The 18127-nt window shown below is 61.9% G+C and carries 17 protein-coding genes; 7 read left to right on the forward strand and 10 right to left on the reverse strand.

Annotated elements, in window-relative coordinates; genetic code table 11:
• Window positions 1–131 precede the first annotated feature (131 nt).
• Window positions 132–1331, reverse strand: coding sequence for a tyrosine--tRNA ligase (tyrS, locus tag DNJ95_RS10825; RefSeq protein ID WP_131184740.1), 1200 nt, complete (start codon window positions 1329–1331; stop codon window positions 132–134).
• Between the two features lie 180 nt (window positions 1332–1511).
• Between tyrS and DNJ95_RS10830 the strand changes: the two genes are divergently transcribed.
• Both DNJ95_RS10830 and DNJ95_RS10835 read left to right on the forward strand, forming a co-directional pair.
• On the forward strand, window positions 1512–2915 hold the full coding sequence (locus DNJ95_RS10830; protein WP_131184741.1) for a peptidoglycan DD-metalloendopeptidase family protein: 1404 nt from the start codon (window positions 1512–1514) through the stop codon (window positions 2913–2915).
• A 3-nt stretch (window positions 2916–2918) separates the two neighbouring features.
• Window positions 2919–4010 (forward strand): anhydro-N-acetylmuramic acid kinase, encoded by a 1092-nt coding sequence (locus tag DNJ95_RS10835; RefSeq protein ID WP_131184742.1) that lies wholly within the window; start codon window positions 2919–2921, stop codon window positions 4008–4010.
• Window positions 4011–4016: 6 nt separating this feature from the next.
• Here DNJ95_RS10835 and erpA read toward each other — a convergent pair whose 3' ends face one another.
• The gene (erpA, locus tag DNJ95_RS10840; RefSeq protein WP_131184743.1) at window positions 4017–4367 is read right to left on the reverse strand and encodes an iron-sulfur cluster insertion protein ErpA; all 351 of its coding nucleotides are present in this window, start codon (window positions 4365–4367) and stop codon (window positions 4017–4019) included.
• 87 nt (window positions 4368–4454) lie between these two features.
• Window positions 4455–5489 carry an N-acetyl-gamma-glutamyl-phosphate reductase gene (gene argC / locus DNJ95_RS10845; RefSeq protein WP_131184744.1) on the reverse strand — a complete coding sequence of 345 codons (1035 nt, stop codon included), beginning with the start codon at window positions 5487–5489 and terminating at the stop codon, window positions 4455–4457.
• 131 nt (window positions 5490–5620) lie between these two features.
• Here argC and hemJ point away from each other — a divergent pair, with 131 nt between their 5' ends.
• Window positions 5621–6049, forward strand: coding sequence for a protoporphyrinogen oxidase HemJ (gene hemJ, locus DNJ95_RS10850; protein ID WP_131184745.1), 429 nt, complete (start codon window positions 5621–5623; stop codon window positions 6047–6049).
• 2 nt (window positions 6050–6051) lie between these two features.
• Here hemJ and trmB read toward each other — a convergent pair whose 3' ends face one another.
• From trmB to DNJ95_RS10870, 4 genes are all read right to left on the reverse strand, one after another.
• Window positions 6052–6768, reverse strand: a complete 717-nt coding sequence (gene trmB / locus DNJ95_RS10855; protein WP_131184746.1) for a tRNA (guanosine(46)-N7)-methyltransferase TrmB — start codon at window positions 6766–6768, stop codon at window positions 6052–6054.
• Window positions 6769–6829: 61 nt separating this feature from the next.
• Complete coding sequence (locus tag DNJ95_RS10860; RefSeq protein WP_131184747.1) at window positions 6830–7624, reverse strand: thiazole synthase; 795 nt, start codon at window positions 7622–7624, stop codon at window positions 6830–6832.
• 79 nt (window positions 7625–7703) lie between these two features.
• The gene (thiS, locus tag DNJ95_RS10865) at window positions 7704–7904 is read right to left on the reverse strand and encodes a sulfur carrier protein ThiS (protein WP_131184748.1); all 201 of its coding nucleotides are present in this window, start codon (window positions 7902–7904) and stop codon (window positions 7704–7706) included.
• A gap of 94 nt (window positions 7905–7998) precedes the next feature.
• Complete coding sequence (locus tag DNJ95_RS10870) at window positions 7999–8370, reverse strand: DUF423 domain-containing protein (RefSeq protein ID WP_131184749.1); 372 nt, start codon at window positions 8368–8370, stop codon at window positions 7999–8001.
• 69 nt (window positions 8371–8439) lie between these two features.
• On the opposite strand from DNJ95_RS10870, the gene mtgA reads away from it, so the two are divergent.
• The 3 genes from mtgA (at window position 8440) to DNJ95_RS10885 (ending at window position 13856) form a co-directional block, all read left to right on the forward strand.
• On the forward strand, window positions 8440–9159 hold the full coding sequence (gene mtgA / locus DNJ95_RS10875; protein WP_131184750.1) for a monofunctional biosynthetic peptidoglycan transglycosylase: 720 nt from the start codon (window positions 8440–8442) through the stop codon (window positions 9157–9159).
• 164 nt (window positions 9160–9323) lie between these two features.
• Entirely contained in the window at window positions 9324–11240 is a 1917-nt protein-coding gene (dibA, locus tag DNJ95_RS10880) for a phosphodiesterase DibA (RefSeq protein ID WP_131184751.1), read from the forward strand.
• 99 nt (window positions 11241–11339) lie between these two features.
• Window positions 11340–13856, forward strand: coding sequence for a hybrid sensor histidine kinase/response regulator (locus DNJ95_RS10885; protein ID WP_131184752.1), 2517 nt, complete (start codon window positions 11340–11342; stop codon window positions 13854–13856).
• Between the two features lie 174 nt (window positions 13857–14030).
• Here DNJ95_RS10885 and DNJ95_RS10890 read toward each other — a convergent pair whose 3' ends face one another.
• The 3 genes from DNJ95_RS10890 to rpmE all read right to left on the reverse strand — a co-directional run bounded on the left by DNJ95_RS10890 (window position 14031) and on the right by rpmE (window position 16488).
• Window positions 14031–15299 (reverse strand): malic enzyme-like NAD(P)-binding protein, encoded by a 1269-nt coding sequence (locus DNJ95_RS10890; protein WP_131184753.1) that lies wholly within the window; start codon window positions 15297–15299, stop codon window positions 14031–14033.
• A gap of 152 nt (window positions 15300–15451) precedes the next feature.
• The gene (locus DNJ95_RS10895; RefSeq protein ID WP_131184754.1) at window positions 15452–16252 is read right to left on the reverse strand and encodes a thermonuclease family protein; all 801 of its coding nucleotides are present in this window, start codon (window positions 16250–16252) and stop codon (window positions 15452–15454) included.
• 23 nt (window positions 16253–16275) lie between these two features.
• A complete protein-coding gene (rpmE, locus tag DNJ95_RS10900) occupies window positions 16276–16488 on the reverse strand; it encodes a 50S ribosomal protein L31 (RefSeq protein ID WP_131184755.1) in 213 nt (70 codons plus the stop codon).
• 288 nt (window positions 16489–16776) lie between these two features.
• Here rpmE and DNJ95_RS10905 point away from each other — a divergent pair, with 288 nt between their 5' ends.
• Window positions 16777–18066 carry an NAD(P)/FAD-dependent oxidoreductase gene (locus DNJ95_RS10905; protein WP_131184756.1) on the forward strand — a complete coding sequence of 430 codons (1290 nt, stop codon included), beginning with the start codon at window positions 16777–16779 and terminating at the stop codon, window positions 18064–18066.
• Window positions 18067–18127 lie beyond the last annotated feature (61 nt).

Consider the following 18127-nt stretch of genomic DNA (forward strand, 5'->3'; position numbering starts at 1 on the left):
CCCGGCACACCGGAAAACCACTCAAACCTAATGTAACTTGTTGATTTGAAAGCTGTTTTCCTTCGCTACCGCGCCGGAAGTGGTGCGCATTATAGGCCAGGCAAATCTCACGTCAAGCGCTGTTTTCGATTTTATTCGGAAACCAGGGAGATTCGCGCAAAAGCCTTCTTGCCGGCCTGGATCACATGGCTAGCCCCGAGCGCAAGCACACAGGAACGATCAACGACTTCTCCATCGACACGAACACTACCGGCCGCCAGCAGATCCCTCGCGGCCGCAGCGTTTTTCACCAGCCCGGCACGATTGAGCACAGCCGAAATAGGCATCGCCTCCGACGACGGCAGCGATACCTCCGGAAGGTCTTCCGGCAACTCACCATCCTTCATTCTGTTTCCAGCAGAGCGATGAGCACTGGCCGCCGCTTCTTCGCCATGGAAACGAGCGACGATCTCTTCCGCCAGCTTTATCTTGATATCACGTGGATTGGCACCCCGCTCGACATCCGCCTTGAACTGAGCGATTTCCTCCAGCGAGCGGAAGCTGAGCAATTCGAAATAACGCCACATCAGGGAGTCAGGTATGGAGACCAGCTTTCCGTACATGACGCCCGGCGCCTCCTGAATGCCCACATAGTTGCCAAGAGACTTGGACATCTTCTTGACCCCGTCCAACCCTTCCAGCAACGGCATGGTCACGACACTTTGCGACTCCTGTCCATAGGCACGCTGCAACTCACGCCCCATCAGCAGGTTGAACTTCTGGTCAGTACCACCCAGTTCGATATCGGCGCGCAATGCCACAGAGTCGTACCCTTGCACCAGGGGATAGAGGAACTCATGGATGGCGATAGGCTGGTTGGAGCTGTAGCGCTTGTCAAAATCATCGCGCTCCAGCATTCGCGCCACGGTGTACTGCGAAGCCAGGCGAATGAAGTCGGCAGGGGTCAGAGCATCCATCCAGGTCGAATTGAACGCGACCTCGGTCTTGGCAGGGTCGAGAATCTTGAAGACCTGGGCCTTGTATGTCTCGGCATTCTCCAGAACCTGCTCACGCGTCAGCGGAGGCCGGGTGGCGCTCTTGCCACTGGGGTCACCGATCATCCCGGTGAAGTCACCGATCAGGAAGATGACCTGATGCCCCAGCTCCTGCAACTGGCGCAGCTTATTAATAAGGACGGTATGCCCCAGGTGGAGGTCCGGCGCAGTAGGATCGAAACCCGCCTTGACTCGCAACGGCTGCCCACGCTCCAGCTTGGTACGCAGCTCGGACTCCACGAGCACCTCATCAGCACCACGCTTGATGACCGATAACTGCTCTTCTACTGACCTCATGAATCGACCCTACCAATTTTGGCGAAAACGAAAAGTCGACAACCTTACAATATCGTCTATGAATTACAAGACAGCCTGCGGCAGGCCATCCGACAGAAGAGGCAGCCAAAGGGTTGCCTCGCTTCGACTTTGCTTATACTTTAGGCAGATATTTTCTCATAAAATGCCAGTCTTTTTCTGATGACGAACTCCAAGACCACAGCCCCTCTCTACCCCAAAAGCCATATTCTGGCGGCCAGTGGTGTGGCGGCCCTGCTCAGCTTGGCGCTTCTGGTGTTTCCCTCCCGAGAAGTAGAAGCCAGGAAAACCTTCATCGACCTCGGCCTCGAGCAGCAGGATGAGAAGCCGCAAAGCCAGGCCGTAGAAGCGAAGGCCGGCAGCGACCTCGCGAAAGCCGAATCGCCTTTCCCCAGTATTAGCGCTCCCGACTCGACAGCCACGGACATCGCGGTAACCGAGCCTGCGGATGAGCCTCAAGACAAGCGGGAACATACGATAACCGTCGCCAATGGCGATACTCTTTCGACGATCTTCACCAAGGTCGGCCTACCCTCATCCACCGTCCATGATGTGCTGGCCAGCCAGAAGGAAGCCAAGCAGTTCACACGCCTGCGCGTCGGCCAGACACTGGAGTTCAAGCTGGCTGAAGACGGCTCCCTGGAAAGCCTCCATAGCAGCCTGAGCAAGCTGGAAAGCATCCGCTTGGAGCGGACATCCAAGGGGTATGTCTTCAAGAAAGAGCAGATAAAACCGCAGATCGATTCCGGCTATGCCGCCGGGCGCATAGAGAGCAGCCTGTTCCTGGCAGCCAAGCAGGCAGGCCTGAGCCATAACCTGACAATGGATCTGGCGAATATCTTCGGCTATGACATCGACTTCGCCATGGACATCCGTACCGGCGACTCATTCGAAGTCATCTATGAAGAGAAAACCGTCGATGGCGAGCGTGTCGGCACCGGCAATATCCTGGCTGCACGCTTCACCAACCGGGGCAAGACGCATACCGCCGTGCGCTATACCAACGCGCAAGGCGTCAGCAGTTACTACACCGCCGACGGCGACAGCATGCGCAAGGCGTTCATCCGCACCCCGGTCGATTTCGCGCGTATCAGCTCGCGCTTCTCGAATGGCCGCAAGCACCCGATCCTCAACAAGATCCGGGCACACAAGGGTGTCGACTATGCAGCGCCGCGCGGAACGCCGATCAAGGCAGCAGGCGACGGCAAGGTCGTTCTGGCGGGACGCAGCGGCGGCTATGGCAATACCGTGGTCATCCAGCATGGCCAGCGCTATCGCACGCTGTACGCGCACATGCAGGGCTTCGCCAAAGGCATTCGCAATGGCTCGACGGTCAAGCAGGGACAGATCATCGGCTACATCGGCACCACTGGCCTTTCCACCGGGCCACACCTGCATTACGAATTCCAGGTCAATGGCGTTCACGTCGACCCCCTGAGTATCAAGACCGCGATGGCCGACCCCATTGCCAAGAGCGAGAAACAGCGCTTCCTCCTGCAAAGCAAACCCCTGCTGGCCCGCATGGATAAAGAGAGATCCACCATGCTGGCACTCAACAAGCAATAGCACATGCCGCTCTATATCGGCGTGATGTCCGGCACCAGCCTGGATGGGCTGGATGTCGCGCTGATAGAGCAGGAAGCGCGGACCCGCCTGCTCGCCAGCCATTACACCCCCATGCCCGCGGAGCTGCGCCAGGTGCTCCTGGCGCTGTGCTCCCCAGGGTTCGACGAAGTGGCGAGGGCGGCCATCGCCGAGCAGCGCTGGGTAGAACTGGCCGCCGAGGCGATCGAGGTCCTGCTCCGGCAAGCAGGCAAGTCGGCATCCGATATCCGCGCCATCGGCAGCCATGGCCAGACCATAAGGCATGAGCCCTGGCGGGGATTCACCCTACAGATCGGCAATCCAGCGCTACTCGCCGAGCTGACCGGCATCACGGTAGTCGGCGACTTCAGGCGCCGGGACGTGGCGGCGGGAGGCCAGGGCGCCCCCCTGGTGCCCGCCTTCCATGAAGCACTGCTGGGAAAACGCGACAAGGCTTGTGCCGTGCTCAATATCGGCGGGTTCGCCAACCTGTCACTGATCGCTTGCGAAAGGGATACCGGCGGGTTCGATACAGGCCCCGGCAACGTCCTCATGGATGCCTGGATCAGGCATTCACGACAACTGGATTACGATGCGGATGGGCGCTGGGCCGCCAGTGGCGTGGTCAATGGCGCATTGCTCGAGGCACTCCTGGAAGATCCATTCTTCGCGACTCGAGGACCGAAGAGCACGGGCAGGGAAACATTCAATCTACAATGGCTGCTGGCTCACCTCGGGCGTTACCCGGCATTGCCCGCCCAGGATGTCCAGGCCACCCTGCTGGAACTTACAGCTCGCAGCATCAGCATCGCACTGCAACGGAGTCAGCCAGACACAGAGCAGCTATGGGTCTGTGGTGGCGGTGCGCATAACGGACGACTGATGCAGCGGCTGCAGGCCCTGTTGCCAGGTTGCAGGGTCGAAAGCACGCAAGCCATCGGTATATCGCCCGACTGGATCGAGGCCATGGCATTCGCCTGGCTCGCGCACTGCTGCCTGGAAGGTATTCCTGCCAACCGGGCAGCCGTGACGGGGGCGCGAGGCCCGAGAATTCTCGGCGCGATCTACCCCGCTTGACGCAGCCTAGATCGAGAAGGACTGCCCACAACCACAGGTCGTGGTCGCATTCGGATTCTTGATCACGAAGCGAGAGCCTTCGAGGCCTTCCTGGTAATCGACCTCGGCACCCGCCAGGTACTGGTAGCTCATGGGGTCGACGATCAGGCTGACGCCCTCGCGCTCTATGATGGTGTCATCGTCGGCCACGTCTTCATCGAAAGTGAAGCCGTACTGAAAACCCGAGCAGCCGCCACCCGTGACGAAGACGCGGAGTTTCAGCCGCGGATTGCCCTCTTCCTCGACCAGGTTCTTCACCTTGCTTGCCGCCCCCAGCGTGAACTGGATCGCGGTCGGCGTGAAGGACTCGACACTCATGTGGTTCTCCTGGCGCGAACGCCTAACTTGCAATGACGTAACATTATCGGCTTACCCGACAAAACAAATCAACTATTGCCACTCGGCTCAAGGCATGAGGGCAACATTGTTCAAGCCCGTGCGCTCATCCAGGCCGAACATGATGTTCATGCTCTGCAGCGCCTGGCCCGAAGCCCCCTTGACCAGATTGTCGATAACGGAAAGCACCACCACCTGGTCACTGCCCTGCGGGCGATGCACGGCGATCCGGCACACATTGGCGCCACGCACACTGCGGGTCTGCGGATGGCTGCCGGCCGGCATCACATCGACGAAAGGCTCGCTGGCGTAACGCGCCTCGTACAACGCCTGCAGGTCCACGGAGGCATCCAGCAGCGTGGCATAGAGCGTGGCGTGGATGCCACGGATCATTGGCGTCAGGTGCGGCACGAAGGTCAACCCCACGGCATGCCCTGCCGCATATCCCAGGCCCTGGATGATTTCCGGCAGATGGCGGTGCCCCTTGACCGAATAAGCCATCATGCTCTCGCTGGTCTCGGTCAGCAGCGAACCGATCTTCGCCGAGCGCCCGGCACCGCTGACACCGGACTTGCAGTCGGCGATCAGCCGCGAATCGTCCACCAGGCCATTCTCCAGCAATGGCAGGAAACCCAGCTGGGTCGCGGTCGGATAGCAACCGGGCGCGGCGACGAGACGCGCCGCGCGGATCTGTTCGCGATTGACTTCCGGCAGGCCGTACACGGCCTCAGGCAACAGTTGCGGCGCGCCATGCGGTTGCCCGTACCATCTGGCCCACTCGTCGGCATCCTTCAGGCGGAAATCCGCAGACAGGTCGATCACACGGGTTCCCGCCGCCAGCAACTCGCCGGCCAGGCCATGCGCGACACCATGCGGCGTGGCGAAGAACACCACATCGCAGGAGCCCAGCAGGGCGGTATCGGGAACACTGAAGGCCAGGTCACCATAATGGCCACGCAAGTTCGGGTACAGGTCTTCGACCTTGAGGCCGTTTTCCGAACGGGAAGTGATCACCGCCACTTCGGCCAGGGGATGTTGTGCCAGCAGGCGCAACAACTCGACTCCGGTGTAGCCCGTGCCGCCGACGATTCCGACCTTGACCATGACATCCCCTCGATAATGCTGCCTGAAAGCGCTAGATGATAAAGCCACGCCTCTCGCCGGCCAACTGCCGGGATGACGAACCGTCCCTCGATCCCTAATATCGGAGGCACTCCAATAACAGGAAACGCCTGATGCTCTATCTATGGTTGAAAGCCCTGCACATCGTTGCAATGGTCTGCTGGTTCGCCGGCCTGTTCTACCTGCCACGCCTGTTCGTCTATCATGCCATGAGCGAGGATGCCCCCAGCCGCGAACGCTTCTGCGTGATGGAACGCAAGCTGTACCGGGGCATCATGCTGCCCTCGATGATCGCGACACTGGCGTTTGGCATCGGCATGCTCAGCATCAACCCGGGCCTGTTCGCCAGCGGCGGGTGGCTGCACGCGAAACTGGCGCTGGTACTGGTACTGATTGGCTACCACCATATGTGTGGCGCACAACTCAAGCGTTTCGCCCGCGGCGAGAACCGGCGTGGGCATGTCTTCTATCGCTGGTTCAACGAATTCCCGGTGTTGTTGCTACTGGCGATCGTCATCCTGGTGGTGGTCAAGCCCTTCTAGGCTCAATCCACTCGCTGGAACTTCAGATCCCATACACCATGACCAAGGCGCTCGCCGCGGCGTTCGAACTTGGTTACCGGACGCTCTTCGGGGCGCGGCACGTAGCCGCCATCCTCGGCCAGGTTGCGATAGCCGGGCGCCTGGTTCAGGACTTCCAGCATATGCTCGGCATAGGGCTGCCAGTCGGTGGCCATGTGCAGCACGCCACCCGGCTTCAGCTTCTGCCGCACCAACTCGGCGAACGCCGGCTGCACGATGCGCCGCTTGTGGTGGCGGCTCTTGTGCCAGGGGTCGGGGAAGAACAGCAGCACACGGTCCAGGCTGCCATCGGCGATGCAGTCACGCAGCACCTCCAGCGCATCGCAACTATAGACCCTGACGTTATCCAGGTTACGCGCCAGCAGACCGCTGAGAAGGGCTCCGACGCCCGGCTTGTGCACCTCGACACCAACGAAATCCTGCTCGGGCGCGGCGGCCGCCATCTCCAGTGTGGAGTGGCCCATGCCGAAACCGATTTCGAAGGTACGCGCCGCATCGCGCCCGAACGCCTGTGCGAAGTCGAGCGGCTGCTGCGGTGAAAGGCCGAAACGCGGCCAGCCCTGTTCCAGCCCGCGCTGCTGGCCTTCGGTCATGCGCCCGGCACGCATGACGAAGCTCTTGATGGTGCGCATGCGCGGCGCAACGGGCTCTTCGGTTGTCTCCGGGGTCACATCAGTCATCACGGCACCTGTACGAAGTAGAGAGCGCGGTGCGCACCCTGGGACAGATGCGCACCGCCTGTCAGCGAATCAGCCCTTCCAGGGGCGAAGAAGCACTGGCATAGAGTTTTTTCGGCATCCGCCCCGCCAGGTAGGCCAGGCGACCGGCCTCGATGGCGTATTTCATGGCCTTCGCCATCAGCACCGGGTGGCCGGCATGGGCGATGGCGCTGTTCATCAGCACCGCGTCACACCCCAGTTCCATGGCGATGGCTGCATCGGAGGCGGTACCCACGCCAGCATCGACCAGCACCGGAACGCTAGCCTCTTCCAGGATGATGCGCAGGTTGTAGGGGTTGCAGATACCCAGGCCGGTGCCGATCAGCCCCGCCAGCGGCATCACCGCGATACAGCCGATCTCGGCCAGTTGCCGTGCGATGATCGGGTCATCGCTGGTGTAGACCATGACATCGAAGCCATCCTTGACCAGCACTTCCGCCGCCTTGAGCGTTTCGATGACATTGGGGAACAGGGTCTTCTGGTCCGCCAGTACCTCGAGTTTCACCAGTGAATGGCCGTCCAGCAGTTCGCGGGCCAACCGGCAGGTACGCACGGCCTCGAGCGCATCGAAACAGCCGGCAGTGTTCGGCAGGATTGTGTAGCGTTCGGGGGAAATCACATCCAGCAGGTTCGGCTCGCCCGGGTTCTGCCCGATGTTGGTGCGGCGCACGGCAACGGTGACGATTTCCGCACCGGAGGCTTCGATGGCCGCACGTGTCTCGTCCATGTCCTTGTACTTTCCCGTACCGACCAGCAGACGGGAGTTGTAGGTGCGGCCAGCCAGGGTCAAGGGCTTGTCGTGCGGAGCGGGGCACATGGGAGGATCCTCGTCAGAACATAAAGGCACCGGGATGGCGCTGCGGTGGGTAGAACACTGCGGCGAATCAAGAACGATGTCAGCCACCACCGATGGCATGCACGATCTCGACCTGATCACCTTCCTGCAGAACGGTGACGGCGTGCTGGCTGCGCGGCACGATATCGACGTTCAGCTCGACGGCCAGGCGACGGCCGACCAGCCCCAGATTCTGCAGCAGGTCAGCCACGGTCTGGCCGGGGTCAAGAGAATAGGGCTCGCCATTCAATTGAATATTCATGTCGATCGCTGCGGTTGCGAAGAGTGGCCGGCATTCTAGGGGCTGTTCGGGCTCCGTCACAAGCAGGGGCAGGACAACCGTGCACGCCGCTCGCTCAAACCTGCCGCCAGGCCGCGATGAACAGGCACAGCCAACCCACCAGAAAGGCCGTCCCGCCAATCGGGGTGACGATGCCGAGCTTGCCGATGCCTGTCAGGGTCAGTACATACAGGCTGCCGGAGAACAGCAGGACACCCAGTGTGAAAGCCCATCCGGCGACGTTCAGCAGTGTCCCGGAGACGCGCTGCAACAGCAAGGCGACACCGATCAGCGCCAGCGCATGAATCACCTGATAATGTACGCCAGTCTGGAAAACCGCCAGGTACTCGCTGCTTATGCGGCCCTTCAGGCCATGGGCGGCAAAGGCTCCCAGGGCGACGCCGGTGAAGCCGAAAAAAGCGGCCAGCATGAGAAATACACGAATCATTCGATAGCTCCGGTCACGGAAATGAGTGACCGCTATAATGCCCGCTCATTTCCGCTCCGGCCATGTGACATGTTTCCCTCTTTGCTGCATCGTCTAGCCAAACTGATCATCTTTCTCATGCTGGGGTCGGCCCTGCTGGTGCTTGCTCTACGCTGGTTGCCCCCGCCGGTCACGGCCCTGATGATAGAGCGCAAGCTCAACGCCTGGAGCGAGGGCGGCAGCCTGGTCCTGGAGCGGACCTGGCGCCCCTGGGCAGAACTGCCGGACGATCTGAAAATGGCGGTCATCGCGGCGGAGGACCAGAGGTTCGCCGAGCACTGGGGCTTCGACCTTGCGGCCATACGCGCCGCCCTGGCCCACAATGAACAGGGCGGTAGCCTGCGTGGCGCCAGTACCCTGAGCCAGCAGGTAGCGAAGAACCTGTTCCTCTGGTCGGGCCGCAGTTGGCCGCGCAAAGGGCTTGAAGCCTGGTTCACGGCCCTGATAGAACTGCTCTGGCCCAAGCAGAGAACGCTCGAGGTCTACCTCAACAGTGTCGAATGGGGAGACGGAATCTTTGGCGCCGAGGCCGCGGCAAGACATCATTTCGGTATCACGGCCGCCCAACTGTCGCAGCAACAGGCCGCTCAACTGGCAGCGGTACTGCCCAACCCGCACCGCTGGAGCGCCGGCAAGCCCGACAGCCATGTGCTGAGCAGAGCGTCCTGGGTACGCCAGCAGATGCGCCAGCTCGGCGGGCATCACTATCTGCAGCGACTATCATCGCAGACTGAGTCACTGCAACGATGAAGCGTTTCTGACTCGGAACAATGTCCGTGCTTCTTGCTGTAGCGCAATACAAGGAAATCCTGGCAGGGCAAAATTACGCGCCCCGCAGGCTCACCAGTACCATTCACACCTAGCTGCACAGGAACTATCGCAAGATGCAATGCGATCGGTCGGATCTGAAAAAATTGAATACCAGGCTCATATGGCTGTGCCTGGGTTATTTCGCGATCGCGCTGCTCTGGCTCGTCTTCAGCGGCCCTTTGCTGGAACGGCTGGCCAGTGCAGGCTCCCAACCTCACTGGTATGTAGCCAGGGCCATGCTGTTCCTGTTGCTGTCGACGGCCCTGCTCTATGCCATCGGCCAGCGCTACCTGAACCGGCTGGCGTTGCAGCACCAGTTCAACAGGGCCTCCCAGAGCAGCCTACGCCAGGCTGCCGCCGTCGTCGACAGTACTCAGGAAGGGGTGCTGGTGACGGATGCCAAACAAACCATCATCCATGTCAATCCGGCCTTCAGCCTGATTACCGGCTACAGCCTCGAGGAAGTGCTGGGCAAGACGCCGAAAATGTTCGCCTCGGGCAAGCACGATTCGGATTTCTACCGGGAAATGTGGCAGTCACTGGAGGGGAAAGGCGCCTGGAGCGGTGAAATCTGGAACCGGCGCAAGAGTGGCGAGGTGTACCCTCAATGGCAGAATCTGCGCCGGATCGTCGACGAGCAGGGCGTCGTGACCCATTACATCGCCGTATTTTCCGACCTCTCGGCACTCAAGCGATCACGTGAAGAACTCGACTACCTGGCCCATTACGACCCACTGGTCAGCCTGCCGAACAGGCTGCTGTTCAGCGAAAGAGCCAAGCATGACCTGGAACGTGCGCGCAGCGGCAGGCGCAAGGGCGCGCTGTTGCTGATCGACCTCGATCATTTCAAGGATATCAATGAAAGCCTCGGGCACAGCCTGGGCGATGCCTTGCTACAGGAAGTGGCCAGGCGCCTCAAGGGCCACCAAAAGGAAAACATGACCCTGGCACGGCTCGGCGGCGACGAGTTCGCACTGCTTTGCGAAGACTGTAGCGCCGACCAGGCCGCCGCCCTGGCGCTACGCCTGATCGACAGCCTGAACGTCCCCTACAACCTGGCCGGCAACGAACTGTTCAGTACCGCCAGTATCGGTATCGTGCTTTATCCCGAAGAGGTGCAGAACGTCGAACAGTTGCTGCGCAATGCCGACTCCGCGCTGTTCAAGGCCAAGGGTAGCGGGCGTTCCACCTACGCGTTCTACTCCCAGGAACTGACCAGCCAGGCCCAGCAACGGCTGGAGCTTGCCAGTTCGTTGCGCCAGGCGCTGGAGCAGCAGCAACTGCGTGTGCACTACCAGGGCATCTATGACCTGAGCAATGGCCGGATCGTCAGTTTCGAGGCGCTGGTGCGCTGGCTCCACCCGGAGCAGGGGCTCATCCCTCCCGCGGCCTTTATCCCCATTGCCGAAGAAAGCGGCATGATCAGCGCCATCGACCACTGGGTCCTCGAGGAAGCCTGCCGCCAGATGCAGCTCTGGCTGTCGCAGGGAAAGGTACTGCGTTTCGTGTCAGTGAATATCTCCAGCCGGCTTTTCAGTCACGCCGACCTGGACCAGCACATTGCCCGTATCCTGCGCAGGACCGGCCTTGAGCCCAGGTACCTGGAACTGGAAATCACCGAAAGCGCGGTCATGGAAGACCCCGATGCCGCCAGTGTCCTGCTCGCCAGACTGCGTGCCCTGGGCGTACGCCTGGCCATCGACGACTTCGGCACGGGCTACTCTTCGCTGCTGCGCCTGAAAAGCATGAAAGTGCACAAACTGAAGATCGACCAGGGCTTCATCAGCGGCCTGCCGGATGACCAGGAGGACGCGGCCATCACCCGCTCGGTCATCGGCCTGGCGCACAACCTCGGCCTGTGCGTGGTCGCGGAAGGTGTCGAAACCGCCGAGCAGGCGGCATTCCTGTTGCAGGAAGGCTGCGATTTCGGACAGGGCTATGGCTTTGCCAGACCCCAGGCCGCCAGCGATATCGACTGGTGCGACAGTACGATGTCCTACGGACAAAGAATCACAGTATAAACATGGTTTCAAAAGCCAAGATGGCAATGTGCCAATATCCACAGTAATCTTGAGGCTATATCAGACCTAGCTGCAGACGAATCTGCACATCCTGTGTCCATGAGCCTCAGCCCCCCCTCGACCATCAGGCAACTCCTGTCCCGCCGCAACGGTATCGCATGGCTGGTCCTGCTGCTCAGCCTGCTGGTGCAGTTCATTACACTTCTGCATCTGCACAGGAACGAGTCGCGGGCGGCCAGCCAGCAGTTCGACATTCTCACGGTCAAGGCCAGCGAGGCCATTCGCCATCGCCTGCTCAGCCATGAGCGAGCCCTGCATGGCGCCGCCGGGCTGCTCGCGGCCCTCGGTGAACCGAGCCAGCGACAATGGCGCGAGTATGTCCGCAACCTGCAGTTGCAGAGTCAATACCCGGGAACCCGGCAGTTGGGCTACGCCCCGGTCATCGGCGCCAGGGACCGAGCGGCGCATGAAGCGCGGATGCGCAGTGAGCTGGCGGCTGACTATCGTGTCCATCCCCAGAGCGGACACCGCGTCCATATACCGGCCAGCCATGTGGAGCCGCTCACGAAGCAGGCGCCTGTCGGGCCGGGGTACGACATGTTCAGCCACGACCTGCTGCGCAGGACCATGCAGCGCGCGGCACGTGAGAACCAGCCCCGCATGGTCGGCACGGCTGGGCCGGGCATGCAGGACGAGCAGCCCGCGCTATTGCTCTATCTGCCGGTCTACCATGGAGGCCTCGCACCGGACACCTCTTCGCAACGGCTGCAGGCATTGCGCGGGTTCGTCTACAGCAGCCACCACATCGACCACTTGCTGCAGGGGATTCCCGACCTCATCGACCATCAACTTGCCCTGGAAATCCATACATCCCAGGGCGACGGCCCTTCCTCGCCACTCTACAGCAACCGTGACGAGGCCTCTCACGACCGGGCGCCGCGCTACAGCCGACAGTTGCCGCTCGACCTGTACGGGCAGAACTGGGACCTGCGGCTGCAGAGCGAACCGCCGTTCGAGAAACGCTTCCACAGCAACGAACCCCTGCTGGCGGCGCTTGGTATCGGCCTTAGCCTGACGCTGTTCTTCTACGCATCATCCCTGGGCGCTCGCAACAACCGCGCCGAACATCTCGAGCAGATGACCGAACATATCCAGCGGAACAAGCAGGCCCTCAGGCTCAGTGAAGAACGCCTGAGCCTGGCATTGAAAGGCAGCAACGACGGCCTGTGGGACCTGAATCTGGAGGTCGGGACCTTCTATGCCTCCACCCGGGCCTGGCAGATGCTTGGCTATCGGCCAGGGGAGCTGGAGCCGCCCCCCAGCCTGTGGCAACGTCTCATGGAGCCCGATGAGCGCCAGCAGAGCAAGATCCGCCTGGCACAGTTGATGAGTTCGAACACCGAGTATTTCGCTACCGAACAGCACCTGATGCACAAATCTGGCATGCTCGTGCCGGTGCTGCTGCGTGGCTATATCCTCAGGGATCAGGATAACCGACCTCTGCGCATCAGCGGCACGCTCATGGACCTGACCGAACGCAAGCAGAGCGAGCGCCTGAAGAACGAGTTCATCGCCACGCTCAACCATGAACTGCGCACCCCCCTGGCTTCCATCTCGGGCGCCCTTGGCCTGATCAATGGAGGCAGCCTGGGGCCGGTACCCGCGACACTGCAACAGATGCTCGACATAGCCCAGCGCAACAGCCAGCGCCTCGGCCACCTGATCGACGACCTGCTGGACATGGACAAGATCGCCGCCGGCAAGATGGTTTTCGACTTTCATGCCCAGCCACTGCCGCGCCTCCTCGAAGATGCCCTGACCAGCAACCAGGCCTATGCCACGGAGCACGATGTCCGATTGCTACCCGCCGGTACGCCGGATGTCCGGCTCTGGGTCGACTATTCCAGGCTGCAACAGGTGCTGGGCAATTTCCTGAGCAACGCGATCAAGCACACGCCACCGGGCAAATGCGTATGGATCGGCGCCAGACTGCGTGACGGCCATGCCAGGATCGAGGTCGAGGACCAGGGGCCCGGAATCACCCAGGAGTTCTCGCCCAGGGTATTCGAGAAGTTCGCCCAGGCCGGTGCGCCGGGCAATCGCAACAAAGGCGGTACAGGGCTGGGGCTGTCGATTTCCAAGGAGCTGATCGAACGCATGGGGGGCAGGATCGGCTTCGACTCGCCCGCAGGCCTGGGCGCGACATTCTGGTGCGAACTCCCCCTTCACCAGCAGAACGGGAACGATCACCAGCCAGGCAGCCCTCGCCTCCTCGTGGTGGAGGACGAGCCGGACACCGGGCGCATGCTGCACATCATGCTGCATGAAGCGGGTTACACAGTCGACCGTGTGCAGAACCTCGGCCTGGCGCGGGAGCGATTGGCGCAGACAACCTACAAGGCCATGACGCTCGACATGCACCTGCCCGACGGCAGCGGCCAGCAACTGATCGAGGAGATCCGCGGCACACCGGGCACGAAGGCGCTGCCAATCATCGTGATCTCCGCCAGCCATGACGCCGACCGGGCGGAATTGCCCGGTGTGCAATGGCTGCACAAACCGGTGTTCTCGGCCCAGTTGCTCAACACCCTGCAACAGCTCGTCGACAAGGCCTGAAACCCGCAAGGGAGCAGCCGCAAGCGATCCTGGCGTGATGCGCGCGGAGCACGCTCAGGCACGGAATTGCTAGCCAGCGACGGCCAGAAGGGTGGCCGGGATGGCGCACCACAAAAAACCCCGTGGCCGGCAGGTCACGGGGTTCATGCGCAACACTCACAGCAGCCTTGGCAATCAGTCCTTGAAGACATCGCTCACGGATTGCAGCGGATAATTCGCCGGATAAGGCAGAGTCGCCACGCCCGTCTCGATCGCAGCCTTGGCCACGGCATCGGCCACCAGGGTGATCAGGCGCGGGTCCATCGGCTTCGGAATGATGTATTCACGGCCGAACTCCAGCGCTTCCAGGCCATAGGCCGCACTCACTTCGGCCGGCACCGGCAGCTTGGTCAGGTCACGCAGGGCCAGCGCCGCGGCGATCTTCATCTCTTCGTTGATACGGGTCGCGCGCACATCCAGCGCGCCACGGAAGATGAAGGGGAAGCCCAGCACATTGTTGACCTGGTTCGGGTAATCCGAACGCCCGGTGGCCATGATCACGTCGTCGCGGGTCGCATGGGCCAGCTCGGGGGCGATCTCCGGGTCCGGATTGGAGCAGGCGAAGACGATCGGGTTGGCCGCCATGCGCTTGAGGCCTTCGGCGCTCAGCAGGTTGGCGCCGGAGAGGCCGACGAACACATCGGCGCCATCCAGCGCATCATCCAGGGTGCGCTTGTCGGTTTCGTGGGCGAAAGCGGCCTTGTACTGGTTCAGGTCATCGCGGCCGGCGTGGATCACGCCCTTGCGATCGATCATGAAGATATTCTCGATCCGGGCACCCACGCTCACCAGCAGCTTCATGCAGGAGGTCGCAGCGGCGCCAGCACCCAGGCAGACGATCTTCGCCTGCTCGATGGTCTTGCCGGCGATCTCCAGCGCGTTGAGCATGCCGGCGGCGGTGACGATGGCGGTGCCATGCTGGTCATCGTGGAAGACCGGGATATCGCATTGCTCGATCAACGCCCGTTCGATCTCGAAACACTCGGGCGCCTTGATATCTTCCAGGTTGATGCCACCGAAAGTGATGGAAATGCGCTTGACCGTGTCGATGAAGGCTTGCGGGCTTTCCGCGTCCACTTCGATATCGAACACATCGACACCGGCGAAACGCTTGAACAGCACGCCCTTGCCTTCCATGACCGGCTTGGAAGCCAGAGGCCCTAGATTGCCCAGGCCCAGGATCGCGGTGCCATCGGAAATAACCGCCACCAGATTACCCTTGCCCGTGTATTTGTAGGCCAGTTCGGCATCACGGGCGATTTCGCGCACCGGCTCGGCGACACCCGGGCTGTAGGCCAGGGCAAGGTCGCGTGCAGTTGCGGTGGGCTTGGTCAGCTCGACACTCAGCTTGCCCGGCCGGGGCTGGGCGTGATAGTCGAGAGCGGCAGTTTTCAAGTCAGTCATGTGGCATATCCGCTTATTTTATTGGGACAGACGGGCCGGCGAGCATACGCCAATCGAGCGGCGCCTCACAAGCCAGCCACGGGGCGTGGCTGTCAAGCCCGCGGGCTACGACTTTCTGCCTAGACGAAGGCCTTATATTGAGAGAAAACGCTTCAGTCCCGCCGAATGGCCAGCATCGACGGATGAGTGATCCGCAGCGACCAACGGGCCTGGCCGGAGCTCTGTGTGCGGCCGGCACGGTCGACCACCCAGCCCCGGACTTCGACCTCGCGCCCCACCAGCGAACCCGGGTGATACTCCGTAAAAGCGCTTGCCTGCTGGAGCGGAACGTTCAGCACCAGCGAATGGCCCATGTCCAGCCAGAGGCCGCCACGGTTGCGATCGACGGATTTCACGCGCCCCGAGAGTAGTGCGAAGCCACCCTGGCTGACATCCGCCACAGACTGGATCGGCGGCTTGCGCCACAGTCCCTTGCGCTGATCGCGGGCTGCTTTTTCGGCGTCCAGGTGGCAATCGAGCAGACGTGTATTGGGCGCGACTGCGACAACGTACCCCAGCCCCTCAGCCAGCAGAGCGGCCTCCAGGTTGTCGCCTCGGCGGTCGTAGACATGGGCCAGCAGCCGACCGTAACGATCCCTTGGATCATCACCCGCCTCGAGCATCACCTGGTTGGCGCTGGCCCTGACCCGCTTCTGCAATTCGCGAGTCGCAGCTTGCGCGAAGGCCTCGGCCTGCTTGCCCTTGCCGCCCTGCTCGGGCGTATTCAGGCCGATCATGCGCACGCTGCGGCCATCGGCCAGACGCAAGGTATCGCCATCGACCACTCGTGCCACTTCGACCAGCCGTGCATCCCGTGGCGCCGGGCAGAATGCCCAGGCCGGCAAGGCCATGCAGGCACACACGAAAAAGGCGCCCACCAGGGACGCCTTTTTCGAATACACGGAAAACCTCATCGGGCTTTCTGCGCCACAGCGCATTACTTGGCGCCGAATACGCCGAAACGCTGGTTGAAGCGGTCGATACGACCACCGGTATCCAGGACTTTCTGCTTGCCGGTGTAGAACGGGTGGCACTCGGAGCAAACGTCGATGCTCAGGCTCTTGCCCAGGGTGGAGCGGGTCTTGATGACGTTGCCACAACTGCAGGTGGCGTCGATCTCGACGTAATTCGGGTGGATATCGGCTTTCATGGGTGATTCCTCGAAGTGTCGTGCCGCCACTCGGCCCTATGCCAAGTACCGCACGAATCAGGGCGCGCATGATAGCAGAGCGACGGAGGGGTGCAAGCGCTTCACATCGCCGGGTAGACTCACCCGCTGGGCGGCGTTCCCGCTCTGTTCGCCCGGTCTATCGCTTTCCAGCGCCCTTTCGGCCTTTCGCTGTTTTTTCCAGCACATGGTGCGATCACTGCCCGAACGCTTGGCCCATGGCAGCCGCGCCCCTTATCCTTCGGCAACTCCGGATTGCACAGGCCCGCCATGCTCCAGCCAGCCCACGCCCCCTCCTACTATGCAGCCACGACCAACCGTGAGCTGGCCTTCAAAACGCTGCGCGGCGAGGCACGCGCCGATGTCTGTATCGTCGGCGGCGGCTACAGCGGTCTGAACACCGCGATAGAGCTGGCCGAGCGCGGCTTCTCCGTGGCACTGCTGGAGGCCCGGCGCATCGGCTGGGGCGCCAGCGGGCGCAACGGCGGCCAGTTGATCCGTGGTGTCGGCCATGATGTCGAGCGATTCCACTCTATCATCGGTGCCGAGGGTGTCGACCAGCTCAAGCGCATGGGCTTCGAGGCGGTGGATATCGTGCGCCAGCGGATCGAGCGCTACGCCATCGACTGCGACCTGCGCTGGGGCTACTGCGATCTGGCGACCAAACCCCGTCATCTGCGAGGCTTCCAGGAGGACTTCGAAGACCTCATGCGACTTGGTTATCCACACCCACTGCGCCAGGTGCCGGCGGACGAGATGGGCGAGATCATCGGTTCATCGCGCTACCTGGGCGGGCTGGTGGACATGGGCTCGGGGCATCTGCATCCGCTCAACCTGGCCTTGGGCGAGGCCGCCGTGGCACAGTCGCTGGGGGTGCGCCTTTTCGAAGGCTCCGCGGTGGAGCGCATCGAATACGGCCCGAGCGTGCGGGTGCATACCGCCCACGGGCAGGTGCATGCCGAAACCATGGTGCTGGCCTGCAACGCCCACCTGGGCAAGCTCGAGCGCAGCCTGTCGAGCAGGGTGCTGCCCGCTGGCAGCTATATCATCGCCACCGAGCCGCTCCCGCAGGCACTGTGCCGGGAATTGCTGCCGCAGAACATGGCGGTCTGCGACCAGCGCGTGGCGCTCGATTACTTCCGCCTGTCCGCCGACGGACGCCTGCTGTTCGGCGGTGCCTGCCATTATTCGGGTCGCGACCCACGGGATATCGCCGCCTATATGCGACCGAAAATGCTCGAAGTCTTCCCGCAACTGGGCAATGTCGCCATCGACTACCAGTGGGGCGGTACGATCGGCATCGGTGCCAATCGCCTGCCACAGATCGGGCGCCTGGAACATCAGCCCAACGTGTTCTACGCCCAGGCCTACTCCGGGCACGGCCTGAATGCCACGCACCTGGCGGCGCGCCTGCTCGGCGAAGCCATTGCCGGGCAGCGCAGTGATCGTTTCGACCTGTTCGCGCGCATCCCGCACCCGGCGTTCCCGGGAGGCCCACTGTTGCGCTCGCCGCTGCTGGCACTGGGCATGCTGTGGTATCGCTTGAAGGATCTACTGTGAGCTTTCGGGCGAATCGCTGTCTATCCAGAGGTCTGTCGCCGTTTCAACGCACACCACGGAC

Source organism: Stutzerimonas kirkiae (assembly GCF_004327335.1).
Lineage (GTDB): Bacteria > Pseudomonadota > Gammaproteobacteria > Pseudomonadales > Pseudomonadaceae > Stutzerimonas > Stutzerimonas kirkiae.

Bases quoted from the DNA above. Each gene is read 5' to 3' on its own strand.
- hemJ (WP_131184745.1), top strand. From the start codon at position 5,621: ATGCTCTATCTATGGTTGAAAGCCCTGCACATCGTTGCAATGGTCTGC.
- mtgA (WP_131184750.1), top strand. From the start codon at position 8,440: ATGTTTCCCTCTTTGCTGCATCGTCTAGCCAAACTGATCATCTTTCTC.
- DNJ95_RS10905 (WP_131184756.1), top strand. From the start codon at position 16,777: ATGCTCCAGCCAGCCCACGCCCCCTCCTACTATGCAGCCACGACCAAC.
- DNJ95_RS10885 (WP_131184752.1), top strand. From the start codon at position 11,340: ATGAGCCTCAGCCCCCCCTCGACCATCAGGCAACTCCTGTCCCGCCGC.
- tyrS (WP_131184740.1), bottom strand. From the start codon at position 1,331: ATGAGGTCAGTAGAAGAGCAGTTATCGGTCATCAAGCGTGGTGCTGAT.
- erpA (WP_131184743.1), bottom strand. From the start codon at position 4,367: ATGAGTGTCGAGTCCTTCACGCCGACCGCGATCCAGTTCACGCTGGGG.
- DNJ95_RS10890 (WP_131184753.1), bottom strand. From the start codon at position 15,299: ATGACTGACTTGAAAACTGCCGCTCTCGACTATCACGCCCAGCCCCGG.
- DNJ95_RS10860 (WP_131184747.1), bottom strand. From the start codon at position 7,624: ATGTGCCCCGCTCCGCACGACAAGCCCTTGACCCTGGCTGGCCGCACC.
- trmB (WP_131184746.1), bottom strand. From the start codon at position 6,768: ATGACTGATGTGACCCCGGAGACAACCGAAGAGCCCGTTGCGCCGCGC.
- argC (WP_131184744.1), bottom strand. From the start codon at position 5,489: ATGGTCAAGGTCGGAATCGTCGGCGGCACGGGCTACACCGGAGTCGAG.
- DNJ95_RS10835 (WP_131184742.1), top strand. From the start codon at position 2,919: ATGCCGCTCTATATCGGCGTGATGTCCGGCACCAGCCTGGATGGGCTG.
- DNJ95_RS10895 (WP_131184754.1), bottom strand. From the start codon at position 16,252: ATGAGGTTTTCCGTGTATTCGAAAAAGGCGTCCCTGGTGGGCGCCTTT.
- DNJ95_RS10830 (WP_131184741.1), top strand. From the start codon at position 1,512: ATGACGAACTCCAAGACCACAGCCCCTCTCTACCCCAAAAGCCATATT.
- rpmE (WP_131184755.1), bottom strand. From the start codon at position 16,488: ATGAAAGCCGATATCCACCCGAATTACGTCGAGATCGACGCCACCTGC.
- thiS (WP_131184748.1), bottom strand. From the start codon at position 7,904: ATGAATATTCAATTGAATGGCGAGCCCTATTCTCTTGACCCCGGCCAG.
- DNJ95_RS10870 (WP_131184749.1), bottom strand. From the start codon at position 8,370: ATGATTCGTGTATTTCTCATGCTGGCCGCTTTTTTCGGCTTCACCGGC.